Genomic DNA, 18,578 nt, shown 5'->3' on the forward strand with positions numbered 1-18,578 from the left:
CAGCGATAATTCAACTCCTGAGTTTAACCGATCGACAGCGCGCTCAAATCGGTCAAAAATCTCGACAACGAGCGTTAGAATTGTTTACTCAGCAAAAATGTATTCAAGCTTATCTCGACCTCTATCTAAACTTAATTCGTCAGGCGAGAATTTCTAAAATTAAAATGACTGGTAAACCGTGACAAATCATTCGCTTCAGAATTTAATTAATTCAATTTATCTCAATTATCCGAATGTTTGCGATCCGTGGGAAATTGTGGCGATCGTCGAAACTTTAGGCTATACAGATAAAACAATCGCTGCTGAATTCGGGTGTCCTGACGCATTAGTACTCGGACATTTTATTTATGCCCAGCGCGAACAATTTCCATTTGTCGATCGCGATCGAGAGCTTTCGAGCATAGCTCCGAAATTTATCGATAAACTCAATGTCTTTATCACTCAATTTTCTCATAGCTTTGTCTACACGATTCCATTTATTATCCTCTTAATTCTCAATTATTTGCCGATCGATAAAAGTGGTGACTTTTTACCACCAGAACTCAACTCTTTATTTGGATTTGTCACGATGGCAAGTTTGATTACTAGTAGTGGTTTCGTGCAAATGATTAGTCGGCGGGGCTTATTTTATATCGGATTGAAAGATCCCATTCAAGCCAATCGGATCTGTACTTCGATTTTGTTGATGGGAATTTGTACAACAATTTTATTAGGATCGGCAGGAATACTCTTCTGTTTTTATCAAAGAATTACTACCGATCGCTATATAATTATTGCTGGTAGTTATTATATGATTCTGAGCACAATTTGGATGCTATTTGCGATCGTCGGACTCCAGTATCGTTTTGCAGCCCCAACAATCTTAATTGGAGTGACGTGTTGCTTTTTTATATTAAGATTATTTTTTAAGTTTAGTCCCCTTGAAGCTCAAACGAGTACGATCGCGATCGCCTTTGGCTCATTGCTGATCTTATTTGGCTTCAATCAAATCAAGTATCGCGCGATCGCCCCGAAGGTGGGTAAATTGGTTGCGCTACCAAATTTGAGTATTTTGATATATTTACTCATTCCCTACTTCTTATATGGAATTGTTTATTTTGGCTTTATCTTTGCCGATCGGTTGGTGGCAAATATTACCCGTGCTGGTCACTTCATGCTGATTAAAGGTAATAACTTAGAGTATCAAGATAGCATGGATTTAGCTTTGCTCAACCTGTTATTAATCGTGCCGCTAGTTGAGTATTTTAGTTACACATTAATTATCTATTGGTACGATCGAGCCAAGCATATGACTCTAGCAGAAGCAGATAGTCTATCTTGGCAACTGCAAAAGAAATATTGGTCGTTAATTGGGAAAATTTTATTATACTTCGGGTTGTTGATGTCAATAACTATCGTCTTATTATCAGTTTTACACCGCAGTCAGAATGATAATATTTTAACAATCGTTGCCTGTTTAGGATACTTATTATTTGCGATTGGCTTATTTAATACAGTTATTCTGCTGAGTCTCAATCGGCTGCGCGATGTTTTAGGGATTTTAGCAATAGCGACGCTCGTCGATTTTATTGTCGGGTATCTATTAAGTATTTTATTCGGTGTGTACTTCGCCGCGATCGGATTAATATTAGGGGCAATTATCATTGCGATCGGTTCTAGTAAGAAAGTACTGATCGCACTCGATCGAGCTGGGTATTGTTACTTTTATAGCGGCTATTAGAAGGAGTAAGAAGTAAGAAGTATGGAGTATGGAGTATGGAGTATGGAAGGAGTCATAAACAGTCTCCCAGTCTCCCCGTCCCCCCGTCCCCCCGTCCCCCCGTCCCCCAGTCTCCTCATCCAGGATCGCCAAAAAATATTATTAACAAAATTGAAATATTGTCCGGATGCCTAAGTGCGATTAGTGTATATAAAAGCACAAGCAAATTATTTGCGACTGAGCCAAGCAACCGCACCCCCGATTTCTACTATGTTGAAATATGTATTTGTCACTGTACTAACTGCAATTGTCAATTTAGGCTTAGTTGCAACTAATAACGCCCAAATTGCGAATGCATCTGTGGACATCGAACCAATCGGTCATGACAAACTGATTACGAAAGATGACACATCTAATTATTCTGTAACCGCACAGAAGTCAGACATTAAGAAGATCCATCGCACATTAACCGAGTTTTATCGTGGACTCAACGAGCAAAATGTCGAGCGGATGGCGCGAGTCGCGGTATTGGATTCAAACAGCGACAGAGAATACTTACGCAGTACGTTTGCTCGACTCAAATCTTATGGGATCGATATGAGCATTGAAGTTCAAAATATCGAGCTAATATCATTGTCAGAACACAATGCACGAGTAAAAGTAACTCAACTTATGAAAGCCAGAGGTTCGCAGCGAGCTGTTCGATCGCAACAGTTGGCTTCGGTAATGTTGGTCAAATATGAAGGTAGTTGGAAGGTTAGCGATACCGACACAGTGCTGAAATCTATGGATCGGGATCGTTAATTGTCTAGGACGAACGCACTGAAACATTGAAGATCTTAATTATACTTAGAGATTGAAAGTCGCTGGTAAATAGATTGACTAGATTACTGTGAGAGTGACATCCAGATTTATTTCATAAATATCTACGCATAGATTAATATTCATCCCGCTGTTACTTTTCTTTTCTTAAAACTCTCTACCCGATCTAATCGATCTTAATAAAATGAAACTATCGACTATTAACTGGTTGTCGGGAGCGATCGTGCTGCCGTTATTTATCGCAACATTCAATATTTTACCTGCTAATGCGGGAGCCAGTCGTTCTACTCGGATCTCTTTTGAAAACTCAAAAACTCGAACGATGAGATCGGTACCATCAGCCACCGATCTCAACCTGAGGATACCAGTTTCCGCCGCTCCCATCGGATCGGAAGGAAGCGAACCGGGTAATGCGATCGAGCCATTTTGGGCTAACCCCGATCGCCCGACATCAACAATTATACCCAAACTACCGACGATTAAAACTAAATCGATATCGATAAAAAAAGATTTATCGACTCCCAATCTAAAATCGGCAAAATTGCCAGATAATAGTCGCAAAGATCGAGCTAATCTTTCATTAAAAAGGAAGAATTTAGGATCGAAGAATACTGAGATCGAACCAATAGTTAAAAATAATCGTCGGATTGCAGCAATATCTAGCGCACCGCTCGATGGTAATTATCTCCGCTTGGTTAGCGATGCTAGTAAAGGGACAAATAGTATAGGCAACCCGATCTATACTTTGGAAACCTATATTAACGGTCGGAAAGATCGGGAATTTAATGTCGTCTCTGGAACTGCAACTACTCAAAATATCGATCGAAACCAAGGCAATAACTTCGCACCTTTGCCTGATGGCTTATATGATGTCAGCGATCGGATTATTCCTGGCAAGACTCCAGAAGTTGGGAAGACTTTTATCAGTATTTTTCCTAAATTTGCAACTAACCGCACCGAATTAGGCATTCATCTCGATCGGAGCTTTAATCAAAGCAATGGTTATGATGGTACGGCAGGCTGTATTGGGATGACAACTCCGACAGATCGGGATGCAATTAATGAATTTGTGACTAAGTATCGTCCGCATAATTTATTTGTAAGTATTACCGCTGCGGCGAATTAGACCTCTAATTGAAGTAGTAAAGAGCGGGAAAGGGGCGATCGCTGCTTGTCGATCGCTCTGGATATTTGTGTTACGATCGGTAGAGATCGGACTTTAAGTTATTTCTCTTTGTCAGTATGGATCGTTCCAAAATTGTCGCAGTCGTTACAGGCGTAATTTCGATAGCACTCGCGATCGCCTATTTAATAGTAGTGCAAATTATTGATTTCCGGGGCGAAATGCTGCCAGCACCAATTGTCGAGACAATTACAATTGGCTTGAATATTTAAAATCTCACGACAAAAATTCAGCTAATTTATATTCATTTACTAGTAAACAGCTAGTTGTTAATTATCACCATTTGTTTGGGATTAATTAAGAAATGAACGATTGTCTTCCAACTGTTGATTTCGCCAATCTCATCAGTGCCTGTTTGCTACGGCTCCGAATGAAATCGCCATTTTTTGGCACTTTGGCTATGTTTGCGCGGTTTGTGCCCAGCCTGACTATCCCTTATGCTGCCACAGATGGACGAGATATTTTTTTAAATCCCGAATTTCTCCAATCCTTGCCCAAAGAGCAACAGGATGGAATTCTATTGCACGAAATTTTGCACGCAGCGTTACTACATTCGCTGCGCCTTAACGAGCGAGAACCAGAATTGTGGAATATTGCCGCCGATATTGTCGTCAATGGCACGATTTCGCGTCAGACTGGCATTGAATTACCCCCAGGTGGGTTGCGAGACGAGCAGTTAGAACATCTGAGCGTCGAAGAAGTGTATGAGTTGCTCAGATCTGACGAAGACGATCGGTTTGACTTGGCAGATCTCGACATCTTGGCGATGAAGGCTGGAGATTCGGGGGATCGTTCCGTGCAGGGAATGGAGCAGAAGGAGCGAGAGTCATTAGCCGCGCATTGGCGACAGGCAATTCAACAAGCAACTGCTGTTGCGAGAGCTACTCAATGGGGTAAACTCGCGATCGGGAGCGAACGAGAATTTGAAATGGTCGTCAATCCGCAGCTAGACTGGAAAGCGCAACTGTGGCGATTTTTAGTCCGCACTCCTACCGATTTTCTGAATTTCGATCGCCGTTTTGTGGGGCGGGGACTCTATCTTGAAGCATTACAAGGCGAGTCAGTTAGAGTATACCTGGCGATCGATACCAGCGGATCGATCGGATCGGAAACACTCCGACTATTTATGAGCGAACTAGACGGGATTTTAGGCTCCTATCCCCATCTAAAATGCGATTTATACTATGTCGATACCGATCTATATGGCCCCTATCGATTGAATGTCGATACCCCGATCCCGCCGCCGGAAGGGGGCGGTGGGACATCGTTCGTGCCATTTTTCGATCGCGTTGCCGCTACCTATGACGAGCATACGCAGGCGGTTTGTATTTATCTCACCGATGGCTTTGGTGAGTTTCCCGTCGCCACGTCAGTATTACCGACGCTGTGGGTGGTTACGCCTGGGGGCTTAGATGTATCTCAATTTCCCTTTGGGGAGGCGATACGCTTGGTTAGAGGATAGGGGATAGGGGATAGTGGGTGCAGATCCCCGACCTCTCGAAGAAGTCGGGGATCTAGTCTAATCTAGCAGCAACTCGATTACCCAATAATAAAGTTAACCAACTTTCCTGGTACGACGATTACTTTTTTAATCTCCTTACCTTCGGCAAACTTTTTAGTTATCGATGACTCCCGCGCGTAGGCTTCTAAAGTTGCCGCATCTTTTGTTGCGGGGACTTGAATCGTACCGCGAGTTTTGCCCATAATTTGAATTACTAAGGTAATTTCATCGGCTTCTAAAGCAGCCGGATCGAATTGACACCAGGGATGCTCGTGAACCGAACCTGAATGTCCGGTTAATTGCCACAATTCTTCGACCATGTGGGGTGCGAATGGTGCGGCTAAAATCATCAGGGTTTCGATCGCATCGGCATATACAGGCGACTCTTTGCAATCGGCATCGGTAATCGCGTTACTCAGTTTCATTAATTCAGAGATGGCCGTATTAAACTGATATTCACCGTCTAAATCTTCAGTAATTGCTTGAATGGCATGGTGGACGAATCGACGTAAATCTTTCTCTGATTTAGATAATTCTCCACTATTAGCGGTCTTTGGTTGGTAGCCAATTGCCAATCTCCATAAGCGATTCAGAAATCTAAATTGTCCTTCGACATCTGCTTCATCCCATTCGAGATCTTTTTCTGGCGGTGCTTTAAATAAAATAAACATCCGCGCTGTATCTGCACCATATTTAGAGATTACTTGCTCTGGATCGATGCCATTATATTTAGATTTAGACATCTTCTCAAACGAGACTTCTAGTACGTCGCCAGTTACCGGATCTTGAGGATTTTTGGGATCTGTAATGCTATTTGGTGCGATATATTTGCCTGTTTGGGGGTTCTTATAAGTGGTGGATTGCACCATCCCTTGAGTCAACAATTGTTTGAATGGTTCGTCGAAAGTTAGGAACTTGGTTTGACCTTTATCTCCCGCCCCAAAATCGCGCACGATTTTAGTAAAGAAGCGGGCATATAATAAGTGCAAGACAGCATGTTCGATCCCGCCGACATATTGGTCTACAGGCATCCAATCATTGGTAATATTGGAGTCGAAGATCTGCTTGTCGTTACCTGCATCTGGATAGCGCAAGAAATACCAAGAAGAATCGACAAAGGTATCCATCGTATCGGTTTCCCGTTTCGCTGGCGTACCACAAGTCGGGCATGGCACATTTACCCAGGAATCTAATTGCGCCAAGGGATTGCCACCTTTACCAGTAAATTCGACATCTTCGGGTAATTTAACTGGTAGATCTGCCTCTGGAACTGGTACCGCACCACAGTTTGGGCAATGGACGATCGGAATCGGCACGCCCCAGTAACGTTGGCGCGAAATCAACCAATCTCGCAACTTGTATTGGATCTTGCCGTTGCCATACCCCTGCTGCTCGGCATAGTCGATTATCGACTTCTTCGCGGTAACGGAATCCAAGCCGTCGAATTGACTGGAATTCATTATCGTACCCGCTTCTGTATAAGCAGCCGCCAGCGGTGCGTCAGCATTCTGGCTCGGTGCGGCAATTACTTGAGTAATCGGTAAATCATATTGCTTCGCAAATTTAAAATCGCGAATGTCATGCGCGGGAACGCCCATAACTGCGCCCGTTCCGTACTCATACAAGACATAATCGGCAATCCAGATCGGGACTTGTGCGCCTGTAAATGGATTGGTTGCCATCGCGCCTGTAAATACGCCCCGCTTGGGTTTATCTTCTGCCGTGCGATCGATCTCGCTTTGCGCCTTAATTTCGGACACGAAGGCATCTACAGCCGCCTTTTGGTCTGGAGTAGTCACCTGCGCCGTTAAGGGGTGTTCGGGAGCCAATACGACGTAACTCACGCCATAAACGGTATCGGGACGAGTAGTAAATACCGCAATTTTCTCATCGGTACCGACGATGGGGAATTCTAGATTCGCGCCGATCGATTTACCGATCCAATTTGCCTGCATGGTGCGGACTTTTTCCGGCCATCCCGATAATTGCTCCAGATCGGTCAATAATTGCTCGGCATAGTCGGTAATTTTAAAGTACCACTGCTTGAGAGCTTTCTTCTCGACGATCGCGCCAGACCGCCAGGAACGCCCCTCGCCATCGACTTGCTCGTTTGCCAATACGGTGAGATCGATCGGATCCCAATTTACCATCCCGTCTTTTTGGTATGCCAATCCACCTTCGTAGAATTTTAAGAAAATCCACTGCGTCCATCGATAATATTCGGGCGAACAGGTTGCTACTTCTCGATCCCAATCGATCGATAAACCTAATTTCTGCAATTGTCCCCGCATGTGGGCAATATTTTGATACGTCCAAGTCGCGGGATGAATCCCCCGTTCGATGGCGGCATTTTCGGCAGGCAATCCAAACGCATCCCAACCCATTGGATGCAATACGCGATGCCCTTGCATCCGCTTTTGTCTGGCAATTACGTCGGTAATTACATAGTTGCGGACGTGTCCCATGTGCAGATTTCCCGATGGGTAGGGAAACATCGACAGGGCGTAGAATTTTGGCTTGGTGCTGGTTGTATCGGTTTTATATAAGTTTTGCTCCGTCCAAGATTGTTGCCATTTCGACTCGATCTCGGCGGGGTTATAAGTATTTTCCATATTTAAATAGTTCAGTGTTGACTGAATTTAGACAATTGAAATAAGAGGATGTTTGACAAGTCTAATTGCTGCGTTTTTAATGTTGCTCTACCTCCCAACCCTCCCTATAAAGCTACGGTGGATGTACAAGTCGGATAGACTTCGTTTTGAGATCTAGATCCCCCCTAACCCCCCTTAAAAAGGGGGGATTTCTTCAAATCTTGATTTTTACTGTGAATTTGCGACCATTCCCGATCGGACAACGGTTCTACCTCAAATTTTACCTGAAAATGTTGCGTGGCAGCTTGAGTAAGCGCAGCGATAATCTGGGAGATAGTTAATTGGAGAACGGCGGCGGGTGGTAGATCGATCGATTCGCCAAAAACTTGTTTAAATAACTCTAAATCGGGATTGAGTCGCATCGAACCGTGCTGAAGAATTGCACCAGATTTAATTAATTGGGCACTCCCAATTAGTTTATAACCATCCGCACAAACCAGATCGGCACTCGTCGCCGTTCCAAAACAATTGGGGTTGTGAATATAACCCGTTCCTGCGGTTCCATACTGGAGATCTACACCGATCGATCTCCAGCCATCGATGATAAATTGACAAATCTGCTGATATATTTCGGCTCTTTTACCAACAAAACCCGAACCGATAAAGGCATAAGTTAAATCGCCTTGATGCAGTACGCCGCGCCCGCCAGTCGGACGTTTGACTAATTCGATCGGTCGGTCGTGCCATGTTAGCGATTGCCAATGTTCGGGATAGTGGCGTTGGTGATATCCGAGTGAAATTGTGGGATTAGACCAGGTATAAAAGCGTAAAGTCGGCGGAATTTCTCCGGTGAGATGTTGTTGCAATAACCACCGATCGATCGCCATTTGCAATTGTCCGGTAGTATCGATCGGCGGTACGATTCGCCATTTTATCTCTGGAGCGTTCAAGTTTTTATATAGTTTTTTTATCCTTTCCCCCCACTCAACTAAAGATCTCGATCGAGCGCAAGATCTTTAATCTAAACCATTGCTAATTCGCCTGTGACTTCCAACCGGGTATGAGTCCCGATCGATAAAAATTGGTCGGTGAGAATTTCGGATACTGCTGGCGTAATCCAACCCATCTGATGCAAGAGCTGAATCGCGACGGCATATTTAGCGCGTTTGGCTCCGTCGCTGACTTTGATTGTCAAACCCATCCCTTCGCCAACTTTGCCGATACATTGGATCCCTTCGGCTCCAGCTTTGCTGACTAGCTCACCTTGAGTGAGCTGCATCAGTTGGGTGTCGAATTTTCCCCCGGTACCTGCAATTAATTCAGGATGGTGAGTCATGGCGCGGACGATTCGTTCTAGATCGAGGCTTTCTCCCGATGCGAGGTAGGCGTAAAGAGTTGCCATTTGGGCGATCGGCATTAGGTAGACGGGTGCGCCGCAGTCGTCATGTACGCCGATAAACTCATCTGGGGGCATTTTGAGAATTTCGGCAAATTTGCTCAAAATTAGTTTTTGCAGGGGGTGAGTGCGCTCTAGATAGTTAGCTAGCGGCCAATTGTGGGCGCGACAAACGGCTAACATCCCGGCGTGTTTGCCGGAGCAGTTATGTTCCAGGGGGCTGGTTTTATCTGCTGGAGTCGGGCATTGGAGGGCGTTGGTGTCGATATCGGCGCGCCAAAGGATGTTAAATACTTGGCGGGTGTGGATGATTTCCGCAGCATGGGAGCTGCACATAACGGCTAAGTCGCGATCGTTGAGTTGATAACGTTCTAAAACCCCATTGCTAGTCACGGAGATCGCTTGAAAAGGTTTGAGTGCCGATCGAATGAATGTCGGATGTTGGGCATCACCAGCCACCGATAGTACGCGCCCACGGCTGTCGCAGACGACGGCTTGCACTTGGTGGGTAGATTCGATAATTCCTTCTCGTAATAAGCAAACGGTAATTGCGGGGGATTTAGTACGTTGAGCCATTATTTATTGGTGATGATATTTTCAAGACAGCGGGGAATACAATTGCCGAAAAGTGCTGTGACTTAGTAATTTAAAATTAATAAACAATCACCCAGTAACCAATTACAGCAACCATCGTTGCTAGTAATGTCAAAAAAGTCGTCTGAATCCGCTTGAGAATTGGTTGAATTTCGTAACTGACTAACAAGCGATCGCGGGTCAGGATCTCTGGTGTTTTGAGCCAGTTTTGACCGTCGTACCAGCCGGATTCTTCATAAAAAATTGACTCTCCATACAAGCGATTTTTGACGTAAATCCAGCCTAGATACAATCTAATTGTCGCTAGTGCCACAAAGATCGAGCTACCGCCGATCGTACAAATTCCAAATTGAATCGGATATTTGGCGATCGGAAAACTGGCTGATGATAAGGGTGCCGTCGCGATTAGGCTCCAGACCCCGACCCAAAGTAATTTAGTAATATATTTGCCCGGTGCTAGTTTCACCCAACCAAAAAACCACGAACTCTGGAGTTCTTGGTATTCATTAATCGGTTGTTGTTCTTTGGGAACCGGGCAAAAAGAAGTAGGATTACTCATCGATCGCATTAGTCTAATTCGCTTGTGGTAAGGGGACGATCTCGCCGTGTCCCCAGAAGGCTTCGAGATTATAAAATTCTCGTTGTTCTGGCATCATGATGTGAACGATCGCATCGCCGTAATCTAGCAAGATCCAACCACCGCGATCTTGTCCTTCGGTACGTAATGGTAGCCGATTGAAGTCAGCTTCGATTTTATCTATAATCGAGCCAGAAATCGCACGTAATTGTACTTTAGAAAAACCAGAGACGATTAGCAAATAATCGGCAAGTGTTGATACTGTATCGATTTTAAGTAGCGTCATATCGCCAGCTTTGCGATCGTCGGCGGCTTCAGCGGCGAGAAATACTAGTTGTTCGATCGTGTAGTCGGTAGTTTGGTTGGTATTTGTCAAAGTTGCGGTTTCAGTCATTCAATTAGGTGTTAGGTATTAGGTGTTGGGTGTTGGGTGTTAGGTATTAGGTGTAGACGACCTAAAGCCTAAAACCTAACTCATCGTCATCGCCCAATTACGGGTGCGAATTGTGCGGGGATGAATGAGACAACGGGTAGATAGCAAATACTGGAGTGAGTAGTCGCAGGTATGCCAAACAGCTCGATGCAAGTTCTGATAGCTCAATTCTCGGAGCGATTGTAATTCGGGCGTGTCGCCACGTCCGGCTTCGAGGCTGTCGGCGAGGAATACGATACAACTCATCGCACCCATCCCCGGTCTGCCGAGTGTATGGTCGGCAATTGCTTGAAGAATTTCGGGATCTGTGATTCCAAATTCTTGTCTGGCGACGATCGCACTGACATCGGCATGTAATAAGTGAGGTGCGGCTATATCCACTTCATCGATCGGCAGTCCTTCGGCTCGTGCTAGTTCTAATAGACGTTGGGGTTTGAAATATTTTGCCAGATCGTGCATTAATCCAGCGCGCGCGGCAACGTTGGCATCTAACTGATAATGTTCGGCCAGTTCGATCGCCATTCGTTCCACTCCTAGTATATGTTGAATTCGTTTAGGAGGAACGTTATTGTTTAGCCAAGCCAGAATCTGTGCGCGCACGAGCAGGTATTATTTTAACAAAATTTTTGCCACTTCTATTTTAGCTGAATTCGGTTGGGAGATGGGAGATGGGAGTTGGTAGGATTTTGCTGTCTTAAAAAATGCCGTAGGTCGATCTCCCAAAAATTTAGATTATTTTTGAGTGATTAGCAGCTCGTCATCCAACCGAGATCGCCGCTCGGCGAGGCGATCGAAGCAATTCATTAATTCTTTCGATCGGAGTCTATTATATTGACTTTTAATTCTGCAATCTTGCCACGAGATCTCTCGATCGGTAGAGGTGAATATATGTATCGATATTTAACGTAAGTAACTATAGATGTAATTTAAATTTGAGAGCATTATTTTAGCGATCGATTTATCTAGTTAGCATCTGTATTTCTGAGCGATCGGCACCAGAAAGAGCCGTGAATAATTTAGTTGCATCAAGTGTCTTGCAACTAAATTAAAGGCGATCGCCCAGCACCAACAATCTCCCGACACTGCAACGATTCATTTTCGGACGAAATCTTTACTTGGAATTTAAGCGAGAACTTATGAAAAAGCTTGGTTTAATGTTTGCTTCCGTGCTGGGGATAGCAATGCTAGTTAGTTCCTGTTCGCCATCTGGCAGCGGAACTAGTGGCACGGGTGGCACGGGTACAGGTACTGGTACGGGTGGCATGGGTACTAGCCCGACAACTAGCCCCACAACTACTCCGCGTGGGACTACCACTAGCCCAACCACTAGTCCGCGCCCTGGGACTACCACTAGCCCGACGACTAGCCCCTCCGCTAGCCCATCTACCAGCCCTTAATGTAGCTCGATCGAGTACGTTTAAATGAAAAATTAAGCGGCTGCGCTCGAAGCTTAAAAACTGCATTAAGAGGGCAGAATTTATGTTAATAGATCGAATAACTTTAACAAGGAGGTAGCTCAGATACCCCCTTTGTTTTATCGGGTAGGTATTAGTTCTCGGCTTGGAGAATAAAATGCGATTTAAAAATCGCATTTTCAGCGATCGTCATACCAGATTGGTTCGGTAGTTTGAGACTTTGAAGCTGCTGTATTTTTAGGCGATCGATCCGATCTCTACCCAAAGACAGAGCTTAAAAAATATTTGATTACTTAAATTGATAAAGCGCGTTAATTATTAGTGTTTGCCAGCCTGATTTTCTTTCTCTCCATTCGTGTGAATCGCTCGTGTAAACAAAACTAATCAGCTCACAACAGCACTCTTCAACCGTACTCTCAAGGAATACCATGAGCGAACAAAATCAGATCGACGAACAAACCAAGAATCAGAGCTTAGAAAACTATCGGACAGCTCCGGGCGAACGACTAACGACCGATGAGGGTGTGCCACTTAGCAACACAGATGATTCGCTCAAAGCAGGCGGACGTGGGCCGACATTGCTCGAAGATTTTCACTTTCAACAGAAATTATCGGCATTCGATCGCGAGCGCATCCCCGAACGGGTAGTCCACGCGCGGGGTGCGGGCGCACACGGCTATTTTCAGCCCTACGAAGCGATGTCCGAATTTACTAAGGCGAAATTCTTAGGAGATCCAGCGACTAAAACGCCTGTATTCGTTCGGTTCTCGACTGTCGGTGGTTCGCGCGGTTCTGCGGATAGCGTCCGCGATGTGCGGGGTTTCTCAGTCAAGTTTTACACCGAGGAGGGCAACTATGATATCGTCGGCAATAATATCCCGGTGTTCTTTATTCAGGATGCGATTAAGTTTCCCGATCTCGTCCATTCAATCAAGCCCGAACCCAATAATGAAATCCCGCAGGCTTCTACCGCGCATCCGAATTTCTGGGACTTTATTTCGCTCGTGCCCGAATCGATGCACATGATTATGTGGACATTATCCGATCGGACGGTGCCCCGGAATTTTAGCACGATGCAGGGTTTTGGCATCCACACGTTCCGCTGGGTTAATGCCGAAGGTAAATCGCGGTTTGTCAAATATCACTGGAAACCGATGGCGGGCGTACATTCTAATGTTTTTGACGAAGCGCAAAAGATCGCGGGTAAAGATCCTGACTTCCATCGTCGGACATTGTGGGACTCGATCGAAATGGGCAACTATCCAGAGTACGAGCTAGGCGTACAGATCGTTGAAGAAGAAGACGAACTAAACTTCGACTTCGATATTTTGGACTCTACCAAAATCATTCCTGAAGAACTAGTACCAGTCCGCCCGATCGGTAAAATGGTACTCAACCGCAATCCTGACAACTTCTTTGCCGAAACCGAGCAAGTTGCTTATCAGCCATCTAATGTGGTACCAGGGATTGACTTCAGCGACGACCCGCTTCTACAAGGTCGCCTGATGTCCTATCACGATACCCAGCTCCACCGCTTGGGTAGCCCCAACTTCGTACATCTCCCGATCAACCGTCCCGTCTGTCCGTTTAGCAACAACAACCAAGATGGACGGATGCAAATGGACATCAAAACCAACTCCGTCAACTACTCGCCCAACTCGCTCGGCGGCAACCTCCCCGCGCCAGTAGCCCCAGAAGATGGTGGTTTTGTCACCTATCCCGAACGGGTTCAAGGGCACAAAGTTCGCGAACGTAGCCCCAGTTTTGCCGACCATTTCAGCCAAGCCACCTTGTTCTGGAACAGCCTTTCTACTGGCGAAAAAGATCGCCTTGTCGAAGCCGCTCATTTTGAACTGGGTAAAGTGCCCCAAATGGAAGTCAAAGAGCGGATGCTCCAACGCTTTAACCAAGTCGATGGCGAACTTGCCAAGCGCGTTGCTAAAGGTTTGGGAATGCCAGCTCCTACCGAGCCAGCTACGCCCAACCACGGTCAAACTTCTCCCGCACTGAGCCAAGAACACACCACCAAGACGGCTAAAGGTCGTAAGGTGGCAATTCTAGCCGCCGATGGTGTCGATGCCGCTCAGATCGCGATGATGAAGCAATCCCTGAGCGCGATGCACATCAACTCCGAGATTGTCTCCCTTTATGGCGGATCGATCGTCAATAGCAACGGTGGTAAACTCGAAGTCGATAAGACCTTCTTGACTACCGCATCGGTACTGTATGACGCGATCTATGTACCTGGTGGTGCTAAAAGCGTTGAAGCTCTCACCGCCCACGGCGACCCCTTGAGCTTCATTCATGAAGCTTTCAAGCACTTCAAACCGATGGCGGCAACTGGTGAAGGTGTCGATCTAATGATGCAAGCAGACCTCAAGGGGATCGACTCTAGCCAAGTCAATGGTCAGATGAGTACTCAGTTGGGTGTAGTCGCCAGTCGCGATACTTCGGACATGGCAACATTTACCAAAACCTTTATCGATGCGATTAAGGAGCACCGTTTCTGGACGCGCCCTGTTCCTGGTACGGCATCTGTGAAGGCAGCAGCGGCGAAGATGCTTGCGGATAAGGAGCAGGTAGCCGCTTCTTAGGGATTAGGCTTTGGGCTTTAGGCTTTAGGCTTTAGGGAATGAATAGTGCGGGAGTTGGGGCGTAGATCTACCCACCCCGCCCTACGGGCACCCCTCCGAGGAGGGGATTTTTTGTCCTCGTCTCCGAACTCCCAACTCCTTACTCCCATCTCCCATCTCCTTACTCCCATCTCCTTACTCCTTACTCCTAGAATATCTACCTTTCGGACGATCGCATGTCTAACTTCCGAACGATGCATTAGAGATGGAATTTTTGTAATCTGGTGATTAGCGATTAGAAGCTCATTTAACACCCAGATGATTAGGTAACAGTTATGGAAGACAAAACTTTGCAACAGGATCGATCGGATTCACAGCAACCGATCGCGGTTAATGCTGATGAAAAACTCACAATCCGGACACCTGAAATCGATGCAACTGAGATTGAAGATCCTAGAGCGGTTTTTGCCGATCGCGATCGATCTTTCTTGGAATATGTGATGGCTGAAGGTGGTTTTGCCGACCCTTACGATGCCAGAGACTTTACTGAAGTTGTGTTCCGAATTATGCGGGATTTGATGACAACTGAAGCCGCCGATCGCGTGGCTGATGAATTGCACGAACCAGTAATGCCAACCGATGAAAAAGCCTTACAACTGGAAGTAACGGATCTCTGGAAAGATAGCAATCCGATTGTGGCGTTTTTGAGTCGGGTGCGTCCACCTTGGCAAGGCCCTGGTATTTTTAAAATTGATTCCAGTCGCTTCTTTTTTAGAGCGGCTAACGAGGGCGGCTTAGAGCGCGATCCCGTTAATAAAGATGCCGAGCGCAAGCACGCGGTTAAAGCTGTATTTACAGCCACTAAGCGCGAACTTTCGCCAGAGCGAATCGCGGAAATTGCGAGTTGGCTGCCAACAGATGGCGTACGCGAACTCTGGGATGAAGCCTAGTTAAGATCGCAAATTCTAACATTAAATTACTTCGGCACCAAGACTGAGATCGTACATCAATTGCTCGGTTGTTGGTGCCTAAATACATTCAAAAATTTATTAAAAAATCAGCACCGTGTCTACAGAAAATATCCCTCAGATTATTAATTTTCTCTGTCAAGATCTGAACTTGCCTCAGGAGTCAGTGCGACTAGCTTTAAAGCAAACTCATTCTAGTCACGGTACTTTACCGATCGTCCTGTGGCAATATGGTTTAGTGACTTTGCCGCAACTAGACCGGGTTTTTGAACTATTTGAATCTTATAGTTGTTAGCAAAAAAAGTGTCTGGCGATACGAGACATGTGTTAAGTGGAGATCGTGAATTTCAAACAGCAGTCGATTTAAAACTCAGCCGTAAGTATCGACAAAATAAAGATTAAGAGTATGTTAAATTAGGTAATGAGCCTCTCTTCACTCATGACCCTATGAACGTAAATCCGCAGCAGGATTTAGTAATCACAGCATCTGTGCGATCGCAAAAATTGTTAGACCGCATTCCGCATTTGGCGTGGTTGATGACCGATCGCGGGCAGATGGTTGCTGTCAATCAGCACTGGTGTGAATATACAGGGCAATGCTATTTAAGTGATGCCAAATGGGATCGGGGTCATGCTGGCCCGATCGCGAATATTGACGAGGCAGCATCTGTAATGGGTGCAGAGCCATCTTATCGGAACTTTGAAGATAATTTGCAATTGGCCGATCGCGATCGGTTTACGGTCGGGTGGGAAGAGGCGAAAAGATGGCAGACACCCTTAAAAATTAAGCTGCAATTTAAAGGAATCGCCGAGTGGGAGTGGTTCGAGCTGGAATTAGACCTAGATGGCGATGAATTGGGCACGATCTGGATTTGTACGGCGACGCGTTTGGGCACAGAACTCACTGTACCAGTCCAGCAATCGACCGATCGCACGAGGGGCGAACTTGGCGCAGTGGCTCTAATCCAGGATGTAACCGCTGACAAACAAGCAATGACCGATCGCCACCACGATCGCAGCTACAGCCAACGCCTAGCGACAGCATTACAAGTAGCTAAAGTTGGTGCGTGGGAGTGGAATATCCACACCAATCAGATTTTTTGGACACCAGAATTTGAAGCCCTATTTGACTACGAACCGGGAACTACCGCCCAAATTTATGCAGAATGGTTGGCGCGTATCCATCCCGACGATCGTCAGCGAGTCGAAACCACAGTCAAAGCCACGATAAATCGCCAAGTACCCGAATATCGGTGCGAATATCGAATTGTAGTTCGCGATGGCCAGATCCGCTGGCTCGATGCAATTGGCGAACTACGTACCAATGAAGCTGGGGAGCCGCAGATGTCGGGGTTGATTTACGATATTACCGAACGCAAACAAGCGGAGATCGACCTGCAAGTCAGTGAAGAACTATTTCGGCATACTTTCGAGTACACCTCCGTCGGCTTCTGTCATGTCGCCCTCGATGGTACTTGGTTGCGGGTCAATCACAAGCTTTGTGAAATTGTTGGCTACAGTGAAGCCGAATTATTAGCCACCACTTTTCAGGCAATTACCGAACCCACAGATTTGGCAGAGGATCTGGCTTTGGTCGAAAAATTAATCGCAGGTGAGATTCGAGAATACAACCTAGAAAAACGCTACATTCACAAACAAGGACATCATGTTTGGGTGAATCTTACTGTCTCGTTGATTCGAGAGCGCGATCTTGACGGACGACTGGGGGCACCTCGACATTTTATCTCTGCCATTCAAGATATTACCGAGCGCAAACAACTCGAATTCCTCACCCAGAGTCAAACCGCAGATCTCCAGCAGCTCAATTATTCGTTACTGTTGGCACAACAACAGTTGAAAGACCGCAATCAGGAACTCAATGCCTTTGTCTACACCGTTTCTCACGATCTCAAAGCTCCCTTACGATCGATCTCCAATTTATCAACATGGATCGAAGAAGATCTCCAAGATCGACTTCAAGAAAGCGAACGATCGCAATTTGCCCTCTTGCGCCAACGTGTCCAGCGGATGGATGCGCTGATCTCTGGACTATTACAATATTCGCGAGTCGGCACTCAAGAATTGGAGATCGAACTCGTCGATATCCATAAACTGGTCATCGAAACGATCGATTCGCTCGATCCGCCTGCTAGTCTGACGATCGAAATTGGCTCGCCACTCCCAACTTTAGCCACCAAACGCATTTTACTCACTCAGATTTTTGCCAATCTCCTCAGCAATGCGATCGAGCATCACGATCGAACTGACGGTCGGATCGAAGTCGGTGTCCAGGATCTAGGCGATTTCTATCAATTCTCGATCGCCGATGACGGCCCTGGCATCCCCAATGGCGAAGATCGCCTCCGAATTTTTGATATGTTTCGGACGCTCAAACCCAGCATGTCTACTAAAAATACAGGCATCGGTCTAGCACTAGTCAAAAAAATCGTCGAAGGCGAAGGCGGTCGCATCTGGGTCGCCGATGATGCCGCTTCCGCACCGCTTCCAGGTGCCTGTTTCTACTTTACCTGGCCGAAGTGAGGTGTTAGGTATTAGGTTTTGGGTGTTAGGTTTTAGGTTTTGGGTATTAGATTTTAGTGAAGATCTACCCACCCCGCCCTCCGGGCACCCCTCCGAGGAGGGGATTTTCCTTACTTCTTACTTCTTACTTCTTACTTCTTACTTCTTACTCCCTACTCCTTACTCCGATCGGTGAGCGATAGCCGAACTGTACTCCTTCCTCCCCAGCTCCTGCTCGATCTGTCTGACGACAGTTAACGCCGAGTAGCTCACCCCCGCGTAACTTATGGGATGTCACGCAATTAG

The 18,578-nt window shown here is 46.0% G+C and carries 16 protein-coding genes and 1 pseudogene; 11 read left to right on the forward strand and 6 right to left on the reverse strand.

The features are described 5' to 3' along the window. The 6 genes and pseudogenes from Q0R35_RS18580 to Q0R35_RS18605 all read left to right on the forward strand — a co-directional run. A pseudogene (locus Q0R35_RS18580) lies at window positions 1–182 on the forward strand (glycosyltransferase); the annotation flags it as partial. Continuing rightward, window positions 179–1,720, forward strand: a complete 1,542-nt coding sequence (locus Q0R35_RS18585; protein ID WP_295622039.1) for a hypothetical protein — start codon at window positions 179–181, stop codon at window positions 1,718–1,720. The pseudogene Q0R35_RS18580 and the gene Q0R35_RS18585, both read left to right, overlap by 4 nt. Before the next feature lie 183 nt (window positions 1,721–1,903). Then, window positions 1,904–2,503, forward strand: coding sequence for a hypothetical protein (locus tag Q0R35_RS18590; protein WP_295622040.1), 600 nt, complete (start codon window positions 1,904–1,906; stop codon window positions 2,501–2,503). A 202-nt stretch (window positions 2,504–2,705) separates the two neighbouring features. Continuing rightward, complete coding sequence (locus tag Q0R35_RS18595) at window positions 2,706–3,647, forward strand: hypothetical protein (protein ID WP_295622042.1); 942 nt, start codon at window positions 2,706–2,708, stop codon at window positions 3,645–3,647. A gap of 116 nt (window positions 3,648–3,763) precedes the next feature. Continuing rightward, window positions 3,764–3,916 carry a hypothetical protein gene (locus tag Q0R35_RS18600; RefSeq protein ID WP_295622044.1) on the forward strand — a complete coding sequence of 51 codons (153 nt, stop codon included), beginning with the start codon at window positions 3,764–3,766 and terminating at the stop codon, window positions 3,914–3,916. 92 nt (window positions 3,917–4,008) lie between these two features. Beyond that, window positions 4,009–5,166 carry a VWA-like domain-containing protein gene (locus tag Q0R35_RS18605; protein WP_295622045.1) on the forward strand — a complete coding sequence of 386 codons (1,158 nt, stop codon included), beginning with the start codon at window positions 4,009–4,011 and terminating at the stop codon, window positions 5,164–5,166. A 77-nt stretch (window positions 5,167–5,243) separates the two neighbouring features. Here the strand turns inward: Q0R35_RS18605 and leuS are convergent, their stop codons facing one another. The 6 genes from leuS to yqeK all read right to left on the reverse strand — a co-directional run bounded on the left by leuS (window position 5,244) and on the right by yqeK (window position 11,396). Then, the gene (gene leuS / locus Q0R35_RS18610) at window positions 5,244–7,817 is read right to left on the reverse strand and encodes a leucine--tRNA ligase (RefSeq protein WP_295622047.1); all 2,574 of its coding nucleotides are present in this window, start codon (window positions 7,815–7,817) and stop codon (window positions 5,244–5,246) included. A gap of 164 nt (window positions 7,818–7,981) precedes the next feature. After that, a complete protein-coding gene (locus Q0R35_RS18615; protein ID WP_295622049.1) occupies window positions 7,982–8,746 on the reverse strand; it encodes a biotin/lipoate A/B protein ligase family protein in 765 nt (254 codons plus the stop codon). A 71-nt stretch (window positions 8,747–8,817) separates the two neighbouring features. Further along, window positions 8,818–9,768 carry an asparaginase gene (locus Q0R35_RS18620; protein ID WP_295622052.1) on the reverse strand — a complete coding sequence of 317 codons (951 nt, stop codon included), beginning with the start codon at window positions 9,766–9,768 and terminating at the stop codon, window positions 8,818–8,820. A gap of 76 nt (window positions 9,769–9,844) precedes the next feature. Next, a complete protein-coding gene (locus Q0R35_RS18625; RefSeq protein WP_295622054.1) occupies window positions 9,845–10,345 on the reverse strand; it encodes a CGLD27 family protein in 501 nt (166 codons plus the stop codon). Window positions 10,346–10,358: 13 nt separating this feature from the next. Next, on the reverse strand, window positions 10,359–10,757 hold the full coding sequence (gene rsfS / locus Q0R35_RS18630; protein ID WP_295622056.1) for a ribosome silencing factor: 399 nt from the start codon (window positions 10,755–10,757) through the stop codon (window positions 10,359–10,361). Window positions 10,758–10,832: 75 nt separating this feature from the next. Continuing rightward, window positions 10,833–11,396 carry a bis(5'-nucleosyl)-tetraphosphatase (symmetrical) YqeK gene (gene yqeK / locus Q0R35_RS18635; protein WP_295622058.1) on the reverse strand — a complete coding sequence of 188 codons (564 nt, stop codon included), beginning with the start codon at window positions 11,394–11,396 and terminating at the stop codon, window positions 10,833–10,835. Window positions 11,397–11,932: 536 nt separating this feature from the next. Between yqeK and Q0R35_RS18640 the strand changes: the two genes are divergently transcribed. From Q0R35_RS18640 to Q0R35_RS18660, 5 genes are all read left to right on the forward strand, one after another. Then, window positions 11,933–12,193, forward strand: a complete 261-nt coding sequence (locus tag Q0R35_RS18640) for a hypothetical protein (RefSeq protein WP_295622060.1) — start codon at window positions 11,933–11,935, stop codon at window positions 12,191–12,193. 446 nt (window positions 12,194–12,639) lie between these two features. Next, window positions 12,640–14,805, forward strand: a complete 2,166-nt coding sequence (locus Q0R35_RS18645; protein WP_295622062.1) for a catalase — start codon at window positions 12,640–12,642, stop codon at window positions 14,803–14,805. Between the two features lie 314 nt (window positions 14,806–15,119). Next, window positions 15,120–15,734, forward strand: coding sequence for a DUF2267 domain-containing protein (locus Q0R35_RS18650; protein WP_295622063.1), 615 nt, complete (start codon window positions 15,120–15,122; stop codon window positions 15,732–15,734). A 115-nt stretch (window positions 15,735–15,849) separates the two neighbouring features. Then, window positions 15,850–16,047 carry a DUF2949 domain-containing protein gene (locus tag Q0R35_RS18655; RefSeq protein WP_295622065.1) on the forward strand — a complete coding sequence of 66 codons (198 nt, stop codon included), beginning with the start codon at window positions 15,850–15,852 and terminating at the stop codon, window positions 16,045–16,047. A 152-nt stretch (window positions 16,048–16,199) separates the two neighbouring features. Next, window positions 16,200–18,293: a PAS domain S-box protein gene (locus tag Q0R35_RS18660; RefSeq protein WP_295622066.1), complete on the forward strand. Its 2,094-nt coding sequence runs from the start codon at window positions 16,200–16,202 to the stop codon at window positions 18,291–18,293. Window positions 18,294–18,578 lie beyond the last annotated feature (285 nt).

This window comes from Chamaesiphon sp. GL140_3_metabinner_50 (assembly GCF_025361915.1).
GTDB lineage: Bacteria > Cyanobacteriota > Cyanobacteriia > Cyanobacteriales > Chamaesiphonaceae > Chamaesiphon.

Excerpts from the sequence above, each read along its gene's own strand:
- Q0R35_RS18595 (WP_295622042.1), top strand. The coding sequence starts at position 2,706 with ATGAAACTATCGACTATTAACTGGTTGTCGGGAGCGATCGTGCTGCCG.
- Q0R35_RS18600 (WP_295622044.1), top strand. The coding sequence starts at position 3,764 with ATGGATCGTTCCAAAATTGTCGCAGTCGTTACAGGCGTAATTTCGATA.
- Q0R35_RS18605 (WP_295622045.1), top strand. The coding sequence starts at position 4,009 with ATGAACGATTGTCTTCCAACTGTTGATTTCGCCAATCTCATCAGTGCC.
- leuS (WP_295622047.1), bottom strand. The coding sequence starts at position 7,817 with ATGGAAAATACTTATAACCCCGCCGAGATCGAGTCGAAATGGCAACAA.
- Q0R35_RS18620 (WP_295622052.1), bottom strand. The coding sequence starts at position 9,768 with ATGGCTCAACGTACTAAATCCCCCGCAATTACCGTTTGCTTATTACGA.
- Q0R35_RS18625 (WP_295622054.1), bottom strand. The coding sequence starts at position 10,345 with ATGAGTAATCCTACTTCTTTTTGCCCGGTTCCCAAAGAACAACAACCG.
- rsfS (WP_295622056.1), bottom strand. The coding sequence starts at position 10,757 with ATGACTGAAACCGCAACTTTGACAAATACCAACCAAACTACCGACTAC.
- Q0R35_RS18640 (WP_295622060.1), top strand. The coding sequence starts at position 11,933 with ATGAAAAAGCTTGGTTTAATGTTTGCTTCCGTGCTGGGGATAGCAATG.
- Q0R35_RS18645 (WP_295622062.1), top strand. The coding sequence starts at position 12,640 with ATGAGCGAACAAAATCAGATCGACGAACAAACCAAGAATCAGAGCTTA.
- Q0R35_RS18650 (WP_295622063.1), top strand. The coding sequence starts at position 15,120 with ATGGAAGACAAAACTTTGCAACAGGATCGATCGGATTCACAGCAACCG.
- Q0R35_RS18660 (WP_295622066.1), top strand. The coding sequence starts at position 16,200 with ATGAACGTAAATCCGCAGCAGGATTTAGTAATCACAGCATCTGTGCGA.